The organism is Cellulosimicrobium funkei (assembly GCF_900155925.1).
Taxonomy (GTDB): Bacteria; Actinomycetota; Actinomycetes; order Actinomycetales; family Cellulomonadaceae; genus Cellulosimicrobium; species Cellulosimicrobium funkei.
The window spans coordinates 622,910-637,740 of sequence record NZ_FTMI01000002.1; the positions used below are offsets into that span (position 1 = coordinate 622,910).

General features: G+C 75.9%; 15 protein-coding genes and 1 riboswitch. Of the genes, 6 read left to right on the top strand and 9 right to left on the bottom strand.

What is annotated here, in order from left to right; translation table 11 throughout:
• Window positions 1-82: 82 nt before the first annotated feature.
• Window positions 83-493, bottom strand: a complete 411-nt coding sequence (locus BXA05_RS19680) for a hypothetical protein (protein ID WP_128957720.1) — start codon at window positions 491-493, stop codon at window positions 83-85.
• 144 nt (window positions 494-637) lie between these two features.
• Window positions 638-742, top strand: a riboswitch (TPP riboswitch).
• Window positions 743-824: 82 nt separating this feature from the next.
• Between BXA05_RS19680 and BXA05_RS07010 the strand changes: the two genes are divergently transcribed.
• The 4 genes from BXA05_RS07010 to BXA05_RS07025 all read left to right on the top strand — a co-directional run bounded on the left by BXA05_RS07010 (window position 825) and on the right by BXA05_RS07025 (window position 5,230).
• Entirely contained in the window at window positions 825-1,916 is a 1,092-nt protein-coding gene (locus BXA05_RS07010; protein ID WP_076404436.1) for a thiamine ABC transporter substrate-binding protein, read from the top strand.
• 88 nt (window positions 1,917-2,004) lie between these two features.
• Entirely contained in the window at window positions 2,005-3,720 is a 1,716-nt protein-coding gene (locus BXA05_RS07015; RefSeq protein WP_244550402.1) for an ABC transporter permease, read from the top strand.
• Complete coding sequence (locus tag BXA05_RS07020) at window positions 3,720-4,820, top strand: ABC transporter ATP-binding protein (protein WP_083711611.1); 1,101 nt, start codon at window positions 3,720-3,722, stop codon at window positions 4,818-4,820. The genes BXA05_RS07015 and BXA05_RS07020 overlap by 1 nt, the downstream gene beginning before the upstream one ends.
• An 89-nt stretch (window positions 4,821-4,909) precedes the next feature.
• Window positions 4,910-5,230: a DUF4235 domain-containing protein gene (locus tag BXA05_RS07025; protein ID WP_061267789.1), complete on the top strand. Its 321-nt coding sequence runs from the start codon at window positions 4,910-4,912 to the stop codon at window positions 5,228-5,230.
• A gap of 3 nt (window positions 5,231-5,233) precedes the next feature.
• On the opposite strand, the gene BXA05_RS07030 is transcribed toward BXA05_RS07025, so the two are convergent.
• On the bottom strand, window positions 5,234-5,866 hold the full coding sequence (locus tag BXA05_RS07030) for a response regulator (RefSeq protein WP_211435841.1): 633 nt from the start codon (window positions 5,864-5,866) through the stop codon (window positions 5,234-5,236).
• Between the two features lie 89 nt (window positions 5,867-5,955).
• Window positions 5,956-7,218: a sensor histidine kinase gene (locus tag BXA05_RS07035; RefSeq protein ID WP_143311078.1), complete on the bottom strand. Its 1,263-nt coding sequence runs from the start codon at window positions 7,216-7,218 to the stop codon at window positions 5,956-5,958.
• Window positions 7,219-7,439: 221 nt separating this feature from the next.
• On the opposite strand from BXA05_RS07035, the gene BXA05_RS07040 reads away from it, so the two are divergent.
• On the top strand, window positions 7,440-7,895 hold the full coding sequence (locus BXA05_RS07040) for a DUF6069 family protein (RefSeq protein WP_244550403.1): 456 nt from the start codon (window positions 7,440-7,442) through the stop codon (window positions 7,893-7,895).
• A gap of 198 nt (window positions 7,896-8,093) precedes the next feature.
• Window positions 8,094-8,714, top strand: coding sequence for a dihydrofolate reductase family protein (locus BXA05_RS07045; protein WP_076404437.1), 621 nt, complete (start codon window positions 8,094-8,096; stop codon window positions 8,712-8,714).
• Here the strand turns inward: BXA05_RS07045 and BXA05_RS07050 are convergent.
• Genes BXA05_RS07050 through BXA05_RS07075 form a run of 6 tightly spaced genes read right to left on the bottom strand, consistent with a single transcriptional unit; the run spans window position 8,672 to window position 14,708 of the window.
• Window positions 8,672-10,282 carry a fused response regulator/phosphatase gene (locus BXA05_RS07050; RefSeq protein ID WP_076404438.1) on the bottom strand — a complete coding sequence of 537 codons (1,611 nt, stop codon included), beginning with the start codon at window positions 10,280-10,282 and terminating at the stop codon, window positions 8,672-8,674. The genes BXA05_RS07045 and BXA05_RS07050 overlap by 43 nt on opposite strands.
• A complete protein-coding gene (locus tag BXA05_RS07055; RefSeq protein ID WP_076404439.1) occupies window positions 10,282-12,015 on the bottom strand; it encodes an ATP-binding protein in 1,734 nt (577 codons plus the stop codon). The genes BXA05_RS07050 and BXA05_RS07055 overlap by 1 nt, the downstream gene beginning before the upstream one ends.
• Complete coding sequence (locus tag BXA05_RS07060) at window positions 12,012-13,052, bottom strand: ATP-binding SpoIIE family protein phosphatase (protein ID WP_076404440.1); 1,041 nt, start codon at window positions 13,050-13,052, stop codon at window positions 12,012-12,014. Before BXA05_RS07060 ends, BXA05_RS07055 begins: the two co-directional genes overlap by 4 nt.
• Complete coding sequence (locus BXA05_RS07065; protein WP_076404441.1) at window positions 13,049-13,471, bottom strand: anti-sigma regulatory factor; 423 nt, start codon at window positions 13,469-13,471, stop codon at window positions 13,049-13,051. Before BXA05_RS07065 ends, BXA05_RS07060 begins: the two co-directional genes overlap by 4 nt.
• Window positions 13,468-13,872, bottom strand: coding sequence for an STAS domain-containing protein (locus BXA05_RS07070; RefSeq protein ID WP_076404442.1), 405 nt, complete (start codon window positions 13,870-13,872; stop codon window positions 13,468-13,470). Before BXA05_RS07070 ends, BXA05_RS07065 begins: the two co-directional genes overlap by 4 nt.
• The gene (locus tag BXA05_RS07075; protein ID WP_043653447.1) at window positions 13,869-14,708 is read right to left on the bottom strand and encodes an STAS domain-containing protein; all 840 of its coding nucleotides are present in this window, start codon (window positions 14,706-14,708) and stop codon (window positions 13,869-13,871) included. Before BXA05_RS07075 ends, BXA05_RS07070 begins: the two co-directional genes overlap by 4 nt.
• Window positions 14,709-14,831 lie beyond the last annotated feature (123 nt).

Genomic DNA, 14,831 nt, shown 5'->3' on the forward strand with positions numbered 1-14,831 from the left:
TCGCCGTGCCTCGCGACGTCGACGTTCGACGCGCACCGCAGCAGCGACGCGGCGGCTGCGTTCGACAACGCGAGATTCTCGATCAGTCGCCGATGAACCAGAGATAGCGATGGACGCGACGGGCGTCCCGGCAGAGGTCGGCTACGGCCTCGAGCGACGCGCGCTCCGCGACGCCGAGCGGGCCCGAGAGGAGCCGGTCGACCTCGACGAGGAGCTGGTGCATCTGACGAGCGTTGAAGATGGTGTTGGCGTACGGGTCGACTCCGCTCAGGAGCGGATACTCGGCAGGATCTCGAGAAGCATCTGCGGGAAGGTACGTCTGCTCGGCACGCCGGATGTCCTCGCCGCGCTCCCTGCGCAGGACCAGTGATATGGGCATGTCGTGGCCTCCCCGGAACATCGTGACGAGCCCGCCGTCGTACCTGTCTCGAACGATGGTGCAGACGTTCGTCGAGTAACCGGCAGGGTTCCTGGCTGTGCGCCCTCTGACCACGGTCGAGGTGAGCAGCTCGAAGACGTACTCGATGTCCCGTGCTTCGCGAGCCTACAGCCGATGCTGGGGTGGTCCTTCTGCACCGACGGTAAGCACGGCGCGCTCCCTCCGAGAACCACTCGGAGCCGGTCGGTGTAGGCTCGCGGTGAACGACAGGGGAGCTCCTGGAGGAGCTGAGAGTGCGGACCACCGCAGACCCTCGAACCTGATCCGGTTAGCACCGGTGGAGGAAGTCGGGAATCTCGATCACCTGCTCGCGCGGTCCGTCGCGCCCACCCGGCGCGCGGCCCGTCGGGCCGGTGGACCCCTCCTGAACGTCCAGGGAGGACACATGCAGCACACGACCACCGTCGCCCGCCGCGGCCGGGCCCTCGCGACCGGCGTGGGCGCGACGCTCGCGCTCCTCGCCCTCGCGGCCTGCTCGGGGGGCGACGGCGCCGGGGGCGACGACGCGTCGTCGGGCAGCGGGGGCACGGTCACGCTGGTAACCCACGACTCCTTCGCGGTGAGCGACGACGTGCTCGCCGCGTTCGAGGAGGAGAGCGGGCTGACCGTCGAGCAGGTCGCGCCCGGCGACGGCGGCGCGCTGGTCAACCAGCTGATCCTCACGAAGGACTCGCCCCTCGGCGACGTCGTGTTCGGGATCGACAACACCTTCGCGTCGCGCGCGATCGACGAGGGCGTCCTCGAGCCGTACACGCCCGCGGACGTCTCGGAGTCCGCGGCGTCGTACGCGGTCGGCGACGGCGGCGAGCTCACCGCCGTCGACCTCGGTGACGTGTGCGTCAACGTGGACCACGCGTGGTTCGCCGACGCGGGGATCCCCGAGCCCGTGACGCTGGAGGACCTGGCGAAGCCCGAGTACCGGGACCTCCTCGTCGTGACCAACCCCGCGACGTCGTCGCCGGGCCTCGCGTTCCTCCTCGCGACCGTCGGGGCGTTCGGCGAGGACGGCTGGGAGGACTACTGGGCGGACCTGCGCGCCAACGGCGTGAAGGTCGTCGACGGCTGGTCCGACGCGTACTACGTCGACTTCTCCGGCTCGGAGGGCGCCGGCCCGCGCCCGCTCGTGCTGTCGTACTCGACGTCGCCCGCGTTCACGCTCACCGAGGACGGCTCCGCGTCGACCACGGGTGCGCTGCTCGACACGTGCTTCCGCCAGGTCGAGTACGCGGGCGTGCTCGCGAACGCGAAGAACCCCGAGGGCGCGCAGCAGCTCCTCGACTTCCTCGTGAGCGAGACGTTCCAGGCCGACGTCGCCGACCAGATGTACATGTACCCGGCCGACGACTCCGTCGCGCTGCCCGACGGCTGGGCCGAGTTCGCGCCGCTCGCCGACGAGCCCTTCGAGGTCGCGCCCGCCGACGTCGCGGCGCACCGCGACGAGTGGATCAAGGCATGGACGGCGACGGTCGTCGACTGACCCCCGGTCCCCCGGCGACCACGGCTCTACCTCGCGGGGTAGAGCCGTGGTCGCGCAGGGGAGAACCGTGGTTTCCCGAGGTAGAGCCGTGGTGAGGGGTCGGGCGGTCCGGCGGGGCGGCGTCGGGCGCGGGGCGCTGTGGGGTCTGGCGGCGGCGGTGCCGCTCGCGTTCCTCGGGGTGTTCTTCGCGTGGCCGGTCGTCACGCTCGTGGCGCGCGGGTTCGTCGGGGACGACGGCGGCCTCGACCTCTCGGGGTTCGCGGAGGTCTTCTCCGAGCCCCGCACGTGGCGGATCGTCGGCCTCACGCTCTGGCAGGCCGTGCTCGGCACGGCGCTGTCGCTGCTGCTCGGTGTGCCCGGCGCGTACGTGCTGTACCGGTGCCGGTTCCCCGGTCGGCGGGTCGTGCGCGCGCTCGTCACGGTGCCGTTCGTGCTGCCGACCGTCGTCGTCGGCGTCGCGTTCCGGTCGCTGCTCGTGCAGGGCGGCCCGCTCGGGTTCCTGCGGCTCGACGAGACGTTCGCCGCGATCGTCGTCGCGCTCGTGTTCTTCAACTACTCCGTGGTGGTGCGCACGGTCGGCGGGCTCTGGGAGCACCTCGACCCACGCGCCGAGCAGGCGGCGCGCGCCCTCGGCGCGACGCCGTGGCGCGCGTTCCGCACCGTGACGCTCCCGGCGCTCACGCCCGCGATCGCGAGCGCCGCGTCGATCGTCTTCCTGTTCTGCGCGACGGCGTTCGGCGTCGTGCTCGTGCTCGGCGGCATCCGCTACGGGACGATCGAGACGGAGATCTGGATCCAGACCACGCAGTTCCTCGACCTGCGCACCGCGGCGGTGCTGTCGGTCGTGCAGCTCGTGGTCGTCGCGGCGGCGCTCACGGTGGCGAACCGCACGCGGGCCCGGCGCGAGCGCGCCCTCAACCTGTCGTCGTCGGCGTCGTCCGCGCACCCGCTGCGGCTGTGGCGCGGCGGCCGCCCGACGGGCGACCTCGCGCCCGCGGCGCTCACCGCGGCCGTGGTCGTCGTGCTCGTCGGGCTGCCGCTCGGCACGCTCGTCGTGCGCTCGTTCCGCGTCCCGGGCGGCGGCTGGGGCCTCGACAACTACGCGAACCTCGGCACCACGGGCGGGCGCAACGCGCTGTCCGTCACCGTGTGGGAGGCGGCGGGCAACTCGCTGCGCACCGCCGCGCTCGCGACCGTGCTCGCCGTCGTGGTCGGGGGCCTCGTGGCGCTCGTCGTGTCCCGGCGCCCGCGCTCGCGCGGCGGGCGGCGCGCGATCTCGGTGCTCGACTCGGTGTTCATGCTCCCTCTCGGGGTCTCCGCGGTGACGGTCGGCTTCGGCTTCCTGATCACGCTCGACCGGCCGCTCGGCCTCGACGTCGACCTGCGCACGTCGGGGCTCCTCGTGCCGATCGCGCAGGCGGTCGTCGCGACGCCGCTCGTCGTGCGCACGGTCCTGCCGACGCTGCGCGCCATCGACCCGCGCCTGCGCGAGGCCGCCGCGACCCTCGGCGCCGCGCCCGGGCGCGTGTTCCGCACGGTCGACGGCCCGATCGCCGCGCGCTCGCTCGGCCTCGCCGTCGGGTTCGCGTTCGCCGTCTCGCTCGGGGAGTTCGGCGCGACGTCGTTCCTCGCCCGCCCGGACAGCGCGACCCTGCCGGTCGTGATCTTCCGGCTCATCGGGCGCCCGGGCGCCGAGAACTACGGCATGGCGCTCGCGGCGAGCGTCGTGCTCGCGCTGCTCAACGCGACCGTGATGCTGCTCGCCGAGCGGTTGCGCGGCGACCGACCCGGAGGAGAGTTCTGATGGTGCAGACCGACCCCGCCCCCGCGCGCGCGGGCGCGCCGGAGCCGTCGCGCCCCGGCCCCGGCACCGGGGAGGCCGCCGGGCTCGCGGTGCGCGACGTCGTCGTGCGGTACGGCGGGCGCGGCGACGGGGGAGCGCGCACGGCCCCCGGCACGACGGCGGTCGCGGGCGTCACGCTCGACGTCGCGCCTGGCGAGGTGCTCGCCCTGCTCGGGCCGAGCGGCTGCGGCAAGTCGAGCCTGCTGCGCGCCGTCGCGGGGCTCGAGCCGGTCGCCGCGGGCTCCGTGGCGTGGGACGGCCGCGACCTCACGGGCGTCCCCGTGCACCGCCGCGGGTTCGGGCTCATGTTCCAGGAGGGCCAGCTCTTCCCGCACCGCGACGTCGCGGGCAACGTCGCCTACGGGATCGCGGGGCTGCCGCGCGCCGAGCGCGACGCGCGCGTGGCCGAGCTGCTCGACGTCGTCGGGCTCGCCGGGTACGAGCGGCGCGCGGTCGCGACGCTCAGCGGGGGCGAGCGCCAGCGCGTCGCGCTCGCGCGGTCGCTCGCGCCGCGCCCCCGCCTGCTCCTGCTCGACGAGCCCCTCTCCGCGCTCGACCGGGGGCTGCGCGAGCGCCTCGCGCTCGACCTGCGCGAGGCCCTGCGCGCCACCGGCACGACGGCCGTCTTCGTCACCCACGACCACGACGAGGCGTTCACCGTCGCCGACCGCGTCGCCGTCATGGACGCGGGCCGGCTCCTCCAGGTCGCGCCGCCCGAGGACCTCTGGCGCGCGCCCGGGTCGCGCCGCGTCGCGGAGTTCCTCGGCTACCAGGCGTTCGTCCCGCACGGGCCGGGGAACCTGCTCGCGGTCGGTCCGCGCGGCCTGCGGCTCGCGGGCGAGGGCGTGCCGTCGTCGGACGACGCGTGGGACGCGACCGTCGTCGGGAGCGTGTTCCGCCGCGGCGCGGTCGAGGTGACCGTCGACGTCGACCTGCCCGGCGCCGACGGCGGTGCACCCGCCCGGCTCGTGGCGCTCGCGGGCGCCCCGTCGGTCGTCGAGCCGGGCGACCGGGTGCGGGTCGTCGTCGACCCGGCCGGGTGCGCCGTCGTGCCGGACTGACGTCCCGGCCTGGCGCCGCCCGGCGGGCCGCCCGGGCCGCCCGGGCCGTGCGACGAGCGAGAGCGCCGCAGCCGTCCTAGCGTCGGGGGATGGACGACGTGACGACCGGTGACCACCCCCCGGAGAAGAACGGCAGCAAGTCCGCGAAGATCCTGTACCGCCCCGTCGGCATCGTCAGCTCCGTCGTGGGCGGGCTCGTCGCCGGGCAGGTGTTCAAGCAGATCTACAAGCGGGTCTCGCCCGGCCACCGCAAGGACGCCCCGACACCCCTGCAGTCGGAGTACCCGCTCAAGGAGATCGTGCTCGCGGCACTCCTGCAGGGCGCGGTCTACGCGGTGGTGAAGGCGCTCATCGACCGTGGCGGGGCGCGCGCGTTCGAGCGCTGGACGGGGGAGTGGCCCGGCGACTGACGGTCAGTCGAGGCCCGCGGCGTGGACGAGCAGCGCGACCTGCGTGCGGTTCTCCAGCCCGAGCTTGAGCAGCACGCTCGACACGTGGGCCTTGACCGTCGGGACGCTGAGGAACAGGCGCGCGGCGATGTCCGCGTTCGTCGCGCCGCGGCCGAGCTCGACCGCGACGTCGCGCTCGCGCCCGGTGAGCGCGTCGAGCGCGGCCCGGGCTCGCTCGCGCTGGCCGCCCGCGTCGGCGACCGACGTCATGAGACGCCGCGCGATCTCCGGCGACAGCACGGGTTCGCCCGTCGCGGCCGCGCGCACGGCGGCGACGATCCGCTCGGGCGGCATGTCCTTGAGCAGGTAGCCGGACGCCCCGGCGTGCAGGGCGCCGACGACCTCCTCGTCCGTGTCGAACGTCGTGAGCACGACGACGGCCGGCGCGTCCGGCCGCGCCCGCACGCGCCGCGTGGCCTCGATCCCGTCGACGCGCGGCATGCGCAGGTCCATGAGCACGACGTCGGTCGGGTGGGCGTCGAGCACGGCCGCCACCTCCGCGCCGTCCGCGGCCTCGCCGACGACCTCGATCCCGTGCGCGCCGTCGAGCATGAGGCGCAGCCCGGCGCGGACGAGCGCGTCGTCGTCCACGATCACCAGGCGGGTGCGCGCGGTGTCCGGGGGGACCGGCCCGTCGTCGCGGTCGTCGCTCCCGCGCGGGGCGTCCCCGCGCCCACCCTGCTCCGTCACGCGTCCCACGGTAGCCGGACGTCGAGGACGAACCCTGTGTCCCGCGCCCCGGCGTCGAGGGTCCCGCCGAGCAGGTCGACGCGCTCCCGGAGCCCGACCAGCCCGGTGCCGGTGCCGCCGCCCGCGCGGTCGCCGACGCCTCCCGGGCCGATACCGCCGCCCCCGCCCGCGCCGACGGGGACGCGGGACGGACCGCCGTCGGACACCGTGACCCGGACCTCGCCCGCCCGGGCGACGACGCGGAGCGTCACCGGGCCGCCCGGCGCGTGCCGCCGGGCGTTCGTCAGCCCTTCCTGCGCGACGCGGAAGGCCGCGACCGCGACCGTCGGCGGGACGTCGGCGGACCCCGTCCGCTCGTAGGTCACGTCGCCGCCGGCGTCGCGCGCCTCCACGACGAGCCGCTCGACGTCGTCGAGCGTCGGCTGCGGCGACAGCGCGTCGGCCCCGCCGGGCCCGGGCTCGGCGCGCAGCACCCGTACGACGTCGCGCAGGTCGTCGAGCGCCGAGCTCACCCCGGCGCGCACCAGTCCCGCGGCGCGGGCGAGCCGCTCCGGGTCGGCGTCCGGCCGGTACTCGAGCGCGCCCGCCGTGGCGGCGAGGAGCGAGAGCCGGTGCGCGAGCGTGTCGTGCATCTCGCGCGCGATCCGGGTGCGCTCCGCGACGCGCGCCTCGGCCACACGGCGCTCCTGCTCGCGCTCTGCGCGGCGCGCGCGGTCCCGCAGCGACCACAGCAGCTGGTCGCGCGCCCGCGCGTACTGGCCCCAGCCGAGCAGGGCGGCGTGCACGGCGAGGTCGCACAGGAGCCACCAGCCGAGCGGCAGCGCCTGCGGCCGCCACAGCGCCTGCACGGCGTGACCGACGAACCCGGCGACCGCGACCGGGAGCGCGGTGCGCAGCGGGTACCAGCGCGCGACCTGCAGGGTCGCGACGGTCGAGGCCGGGGTCGCGGCACCCGAGTACGCCGCGAGCGAGGCGAGGATCAGCGCGCCGACCACCGGGGCGTCGCGCGGGGCCCGCGACCACAGCAGGGGCAGCGCCGCGAGGGCGAGGACCGCGACGGCGACGTCGAGCCACGGGGCCGCGCCGGCGTCGTCCTGGGCGACGACCCCGGCGGTCGCGAGCGCCGTGAGCGCCGCGACGGCGAGCCAGGCGAGCGCGACCACCCACCCGGGGACGAGGACGTGCGTGCCGTCGCGGCGCGCGGCGGCCGTCGCGAGGACGGGGCGCCCGGCGAGGGGCGGGCAGTCGGTGGTGGTCATGCTCCGGACGCTAGGCGGCCGGTGCGCGGCCGACCACCGACCAAGGTCGGGGGTCGCCGTCCGGCAGGAGGGTCGAGGCCCGACCCCGGTCGGCCCGGCCGCCGCCCTCCGGCCGACGCGAGGCGGGCGCTCGGGCCGCGAGCGTGGCGACGTCGGCACCCGCCGACCGCGGCCCCGGCCGCACGAGACGCGGCCCCGCCGCGCGACGAAGGAGGAACGTCATGTCCACGACGCGGAGCACCCCGAGCAGCACCTCGCACGGCGCCGCGCACGTCCCGGGCCACCCCCGCGCGTCCGTTCCGGACGGGCGGACGGCACGGCGCGCGCCGCGCTGGGTGGTCCCGCCCGTCGCGGCGGTGGTCGCCGCCGTCGTGCTGCTCGTCGGGACGGCGCTCGGCGTCGACCCCGCGGTGCGCACCGCGACCGGGACGCAGACGGTCGGCGTCGTGGCGGCGGTCGTCGTGACGCTCGTCGTCGGCTACCTCGGGTGGGGCGTGCGCGCGCTGCTCGGCCGCCTGCGTTCCGGCGGCCGGCGTGCCTGGCTCGTGACGTGCGGCGTCATCCTGCTCGTCTCCCTGCTCGGCCCGCTCGGAGCGGTGACGCCCGGCGCGGTCGCCCTGCTCGTCGTCGAGCACCTGACGGTCGGCGCGACCCTGACCCTGGGCCTTCGCCGCTGACCCCCGCCCCCGCCCCCACCGCCCCGCCCCGCCCCACCCCCACCCCGTCGAACACGGGGTCGGCGACTGTTGTCCGCCGGATCCGGTCGCTGACCCCGTGCTGGGCGGTCGCTGGGGGCGTGTTCGGCGCGCGACGATGAGTTCGTTCGACCATGACGGTCTGTCCCCTCGTCCATCTGCCCGACCGGAAGGCCCACCATGACCGCGACGCTCGTGTCCACCCTGTTCCTCTCGCTCGACGGCGTCGCCGAGATCGACCCGGCGTGGCACTTCCCCTACTTCGACGACCACATGGCCGCGGCGGTGGACGAGGACTACCGGGACGTCGACGCGCTCCTCCTCGGGCGCGTCACGTACGACAGCTTCGCCGGCGCGTGGCCCGAGCGGGAGACCGCCGGGGAGGAGGACGCGGAGTTCGCCGCGCGGCTCGGGAACCTGCGCAAGATCGTCGCGACGCGCGGCGACCAGGACCTCGGGTGGCGGCACGTCGAGCGGGTGGACGGCGACCTCGTCGACGCGGTCCGCGCCCTCAAGGAGGAGCCGGGACTCGGCAAGGTGCTCGTCGCCGGGTCGATCTCGGTGGTGCGCCAGCTCCTCGGGGCGGGGCTGCTCGACGAGCTGCGCCTGCTCGTCCACCCCGTCGCGGCGCGCACGGGCGAGCGCCTGTTCGACGAGGGCGAGCCCGTCTACCCGCTGACGCTCCTGCGCTCGGAGACGTTCCCCACGGGCGTCGTGCGGCTCGTCTACGCCCCGGGCGAGATCCCCGGGGACGTCGGCTACGACGACGTCAAGGACAAGGTGCCGTCCGGCGACGCGTGACGCGTGACGGCGACCACCGCGACGTCGTCCTCGCGGCCCGGGTCGTCGAACGCGGCGACGACGCGCTCGCACAGGAGCGCCGGGCTCGCGCCGGCGCTCCGCCCGGCGACCTCGGCCAGCCGGTCCAGCGCGTCCACGAGGGACGCCCCGCGGCGCTCGACGAGACCGTCGGTCACGAGCACGAGGAGGTCGCCGGGGGCGAGCACGTCGTGGTGCGCGGGGCGGGACCGCGGGCTGGGTACGCCCAGCAGGCGCGAGCCCGCCTTGGCCCGGTCGACCGTGCCGTCGGCGCGCACGAGGAGCGCGGGCAGGTGGCCGGCGTCCGTCAGCTCGAGGGCACCGGTCCGGGGGTCGAGCACGCACACGCACACGGTCGCGAACTCGGGGTGGTCCTCGCGCAGCGCCGCGTTGAGCAGGTCCAGGGCGGAGGCCGCGTCGTGGCCCTCGCGCAGGTAGGCGCGCAGCGTGACCCGCACCTCCGCCATCACGGTCGCCGCGCGCAGCGAGTGCCCCTGGACGTCGCCGATGACGACGGCCACGCGCCCGTCCGGGAGGTCGAACGCGTCGTAGAAGTCGCCGCCGACGTCCAGCCGGGCGTCCGACGCGTCGTAGCGCGCCACGACCTCGACGCCGCCGCTCACCTGCAGCCCCGACGGCAGGAGAGCGCGCTGGAGCGCGAGGGCGATCCGGTGCTCCTCGGTGAACGTGCGCAGGTTCGACAGCGCGACCGTCGCGGCCTCCGTGAAGCGCGCGGCGGCCTCCTGCTCCTCGTCGGACAGCGGCTCGTCGCCGACCTCGATGCCCAGGCCGCCGACGAGCGCCCCCGACGCGTCGACGAGCCAGTGCGTGAACCACGCCGACGGCCCGACGCCCGCCTCGTCGAAGAGCGGCTGCCAGGGGAGAGGGACCTCGTCGGGGCCGAACACGGCGGTCGACGCCCCCATCGGCGGGAGGACCGCCGTGGGACCCCGCCCGCGGACGAGCGCGGCACCCTCCGCGGCGCAGACCGAGCGCAGCACGACCCCGGCGTCCGCGACGACCATCGAGATCACGGCGCGACCGAGGACGGCGCACGCGCCCCGGGCGGCATGGTCGGCGACGGCCTCGGGCGAGCGCGCCTCGTGCAGGGGGACGAGCGCGCCGGTGAGCGCCTCCAGGCGGCGGGCGGTGCGCCCGGCGCCACGCTGGGCGTCGACGCGCCGGCACAGCGCGCTGATCGTCGCGAGGAACTCGTCGCGGTCGAGCGGCTCGGGCAGGTACGCGTCCGCGCCGCCCTCCAGCCCGGCGGTGCGCGCGGCGGCGTCGACGTCGGTCGCGGAGACGTGCAGCACCGGCAGGTGCGCGGTCGCGGGGTCGCTCTTGAGGATCCGGCACACCTCGCGGCCCGAGAGGTCCGGCAGGTTCACGTCGAGCACGACGGCGTCGACCGGGTTCGTGGCGTGCGCGAGCGCGTCGCGGCCGGTCCCGGCCTCGACGACGCCGAACCCGGCCCGCCGCAGCCAGCTCGCCATGACGTACCGGTGCGCGGGCGTGTCGTCGACGACGAGCACGGTGCGGTCGGCGTTCATCAGCTGCGCACCTCGCGTCCCAGGGCCGCCACGAGGCGGTCGCGGTCGATCTCCGACTTCGCGAGGAACGGCACGTCGCCGATGCCGGACGGCGGCGGTGCGCTCGACATGAGCACGGCCGCCGTGCCCGGGTGCACGTCGCGGATCCGCGACCGCAGCGCGAGGCCGTCCGTGCCGGGCAGGCACACGTCGAGGAGCGCGACGTCGGCCGGGCCGTCGTGCAGGAGGGCGAGCGCGTGCGTGGCGTCGTGCGCGACGCTGACGCGCGACGCGGCGTCGCGGAGCATCGAGGCGACGACCGACGCGTAGGACCGGTCGTCGTCGACGACGAGCACGTGTCCGAGCGGGGTGTCGCGGACGGGAGCCTCCTCGGGCTCCGGGCGTGCGGCGGGGGCGTCCTCGGGCGCCGCCGTGAGCGACGGCAGGCGCAGCGTGAACACGCTCCCGGCGCCTGGGCGCGACGTCGCGACGAGCGCGCCGCCCAGCGCCTCCGACGTGCGGCGCGCGTACGGCAGGCCGAGGCCCGTGCCGCGGACGGTCGGCTGGAGGCGGTTGGGCACCTGGACGAACTCCTCGAACACGGCCTCCAGCTGGTCGGCCGGGATCCCGAGACCCGTGTCGCGCACGTCGAACCGCACGGCGTCGCCGTCGGCCGCGGCCCGCAGCACGACCTCGCCCTCGTCCGTGAACTTCACCGCGTTCGTCAGCAGGTTGCGCAGCACGCGGGACAGCAGCCGGCGGTCGGTGACGAGCGTGAGGCCCGGCTCGGCCGCGACCCGCAGGGAGACGCCGGACCGCACGAGCGGCAGGGTCGTGCCGCGCAGCTCGTCGAGCAGCGCCCCGAGGTCGACGGGCGTGGGCTCGACGTCGTCGTGGCCCGCCTCGGCGCGCGCGAGGTCGAGCAGCTCGTCGACGAGCGTGAGCAGCGTCGTCGCGCTCTCGCGCAGGAACCCGACCTGCTGCGTCTGGTCGGCGTCGAGGTGGGAGTCCGACAGGAGCGAGGTGAGGCCGATGATCGAGTTCACGGGCGAGCGCAGCTCGTGGCTGACGTTCCGCAGGAAGCGGGTCTTCGCCTCGTTCGCGGCGGCGAGCTCGCGGCCGCGCTCGTCGAGCTCGGCGTACAGCGCGACGACGCCGGTGTTGGTCTCCTCGAGCTCCGCCGACAGCTGGTCGTACATGGCGAGGACGCCGCGGTTCGTCTCCTCCAGCTCCTCGTTGAAGCGCCGGAGCTCGTCCTGCTGGCGCGTCAGCTCGTCGAGCGTGCGCACGAGCTCGGCGTTCTGCACCCGCACCTCGTCGCTCGCGTCGGCGACGTGCGCTGCGGCGGTGGACCGGCGCACGCCCGCGAGCGTCGCCTCGTCCGTGCGCGCGGTCGCCGGCAGGGCCTTGGTGAGCAGCACGCGCGTACCGGTCGGGTCGACCTGCAGGCCGGGGACGAGCCGCCGGGCGGCGGGGACGCCGCCGTCGCTCGAGTCGCCCTCGACGAGGAACGGCGTCCCCGCCACGATCTCGGCGCGCAGCGTGGCCTGCGGCAGCCCGGGCAGGACGCCCACGACGACGTCGGCCGTGCCGGAACCGACCGCGGACCGCCCGATCCCGGACAGCGCCGTCGCGACGCGCACCTGGTCCTGCGTGTCGAGGCCGAGCAGGCGGCAGATCTCCCGTCCCGCCCGGCGCAGCGCGAGCACGTCGGAGTCCGAGCGCAGCTGGGTGATGAGGAGGGTGGTGCTCACGCGGCCTCCCGGGGGATCGGCAGCACCGCCACGCACGAGTCGTCGCGGCGCACGGCGTGGTCACGGAGCAGGACGCCCGCGACGACGAGGGGGGAGCGGACGGCGAGGCCCGGATAGTCGGCGAGCGACCACCGGGCCGTCAGCCCGTCGCTGTGCAGCACGACGACGTCGCCCGGCTCGACGGGGTACGTCGTCTCGCGCAGCGGCCGGCCGCGCGTCCCGGCGATGCCGGGGTGGCTCACGAGCCCCCGCGAGCGCGCCCCGTGGACGGTCCCGGCGATGTTGCCGAGGCCTGCGTGCCGCAGCACGCCGCCCGACGCCTGGACCACCGAGACGGCTGCGCCGCGCGTGCCGCCGAGGGCGCCGTGCACACGCTCGAGGAGCGCGACCGCGCTCCCGGGCGGCGCGTCGAGGAAGGCCCGCACGGCAGCGCCGGAGGCCACCGCGGCGAGCGGGCCGTGGCCGAGCCCGTCGGCGACGAGGAGGCTGGGCGCGCCGTCGTCGTGGCGCACCGCGAGGGCGTCGCCGCACACGTCCTGCCCGGTCATGGGGCGGGTCACGCCCGTGGGCGCCGCGAGGTCGGTGGTCGCGCCGTGCGCGACGAACGTCGCCGCGATGACCGTCCCTTGGCCGGGCGACGTCCACGCGTCCCACGCCGACGCGAGGCGGGGGAGGGTGCCGAGGCCGATGCCGAGCGTGCCGCGGCTCGAGACGCCGTCGCGCATCGCCGCGGTGATGTCCCGCATACCGGGCCCGGCGTCGACGGCGAGCACGTCGAGCGCGGCCTCGGCGCCGGTGCGCCGCACGCGGACGAGCACCGCGCCGCCCCCGGCGTGGCGGCACTGGTTGGTCGCGAGCTCGGAGACGACGAGGCCGACCTCCGCCGCGCGCTCGTCGTCGAGGCCGAGGTTCCGCGCGGCGGTGCTCGCGCCGCGACGCACGCTGCCGACCGCGGACGGGTGGTCCACGGTGTACCAGGTCCCGTCCTCGACGAGCGTGCGGCGGTCGTCCGGGCGATCCGGCTCCGCCGAGGTCATCGGGACCAGGTCGCGATCTCGACGCGCGTGCCCGCTCCCGGCGCGGTGTCGATCGCGAAGTGCTGGACGAGGCGTCGCGACCCCGAGAGCCCGAGCCCGAGCCCGCCGCCGCTGGTCCAGCCGTCGGTGAGCGCGAGGTCGAGGTCGGGGATGCCCGGCCCCTCGTCCGAGAAGACGGCGCGGACGCCCGTCCGCGCCCCCTCCGTGACGAGCTGCACCTCGGCCTCGCCACCGCCCCCGTACACGAGGGTGTTGCGCGCGAGCTCGCTCGCCGCCGTCACGAGCTTCGTCTGGTCGACGAGCGAGAGGCGTGCCTGCTGCGCGAGCGACCGCACGAGCTGGCGCACCTTGACGACGTCGGAGTCCGTGCGGACCGGCACGCGCTCCGCGGTCGTCGGCGGCGGGGTGGTCGTGGTCACCTCTCCTCGCGCTCGGCGGCGGCGAGGAGCACGTCCTCGACGGACCGCTCCTCGGGGGCGAGGAGCGCGAGGCCGCGCTCGACGTCCAGCGCGGTGCGGACGTCGCCGAGCGACAGGCCGAGCTCGACCATGGTGATGGCGACGGCCGGGCGCATGCCCACGACCACCGTCGTCGCGTCGAGCACGTGCGAGATCCCGGCGACCGACGCGAGCATGCGGCCGATGAACGAGTCGACGATCTCCAGCCCGGAGATGTCGATGATCACGCCGCGCGCACCGGTGTCGGTGATCCGCTGGGCGAGGTCCTCCTGGAGCTGCAGCGCCGTGTCGTCCTGGAGGTCGATCTGGATCGAGACGAGGAGCGTCGAGCCGATCTTGAGGATGGGGACGCCGTCGGTCATGCGGGGAGCCCGGCCTGCCGGGTGTCGCGGCTCGCGCGCAGCGCGTCGACGAGGGCGTCGGCGAGGGTCGCGCGCGTGCGGATGTCGCCGAACTCGATGCCGAGCGCGACGATCGTCTGCGCGATCTGCGGGCGGATGCCGCTGATCGTGCACTCGGCGCCCATGAGGCGCGCCGCGACGACCGTCTTGAGCAGGTGCTGCGCGACCTGGGTGTCCACCGCGGGCACGCCCGTGATGTCGATGATCGCGTGCTCGCTGCCCGTGTCGACGAGCGTGTTGAGCAGCTTCTCCATGACGACCTGGGTGCGCGCGGAGTCGAGCGTCCCCACGAGCGGCACCGCGACGATGCCCTCCCAGAGCTTGACCACGGGCGTGGAGAGCTCGAGCAGCTGCTCGGCCTGCTCGGCGATGATCGCCTCGCGCGCGGCAGCGAACGTCTCGAACGTGAAGAGCCCGAGCTGGTCGACGAGGCGCAGCAGCGGGGTGACGTCCGTGTCGGCACCGGTCGCGGAGTCGAGCCGGTACAGGCCCTCCTTGAGGGCGAAGACGCCGATCGCGGTCTCGCGCGGCGTGAAGCCGAGGCGCGCGCGTGCGGACGACACGTCCGCGAGGATGCCCCGGAGCTGGTCGAACGCCGGCTCGGCGAGCGACACGCCGCCGGCGCGCAGGCCCTCGAGGAGCGCGTCGAGGATCTCGCCCTGCTCGCGCTCGAGCTCGCCCCGCGAGGTGCGGCCGTGGAGCTCGTTCGCTGCAGCCTCCAGCCACGCGCTGCGCACGGCGTCCGCGTGCTCGATCAGGGTCCGAGCGAGAGTCTCGGGGGTGGCGGCGTCGGCCATCGGGGTTCCTTCCACGGTGAGAGCGACGCCGAACGGGCTCGCGGCGGTCGCGCGCCCGCCAGTGTACGCAGGGCGCGGGCGCTCGCAGCGCGGCTGTGGACGCGCGGTCGCGCGCACAGCGCC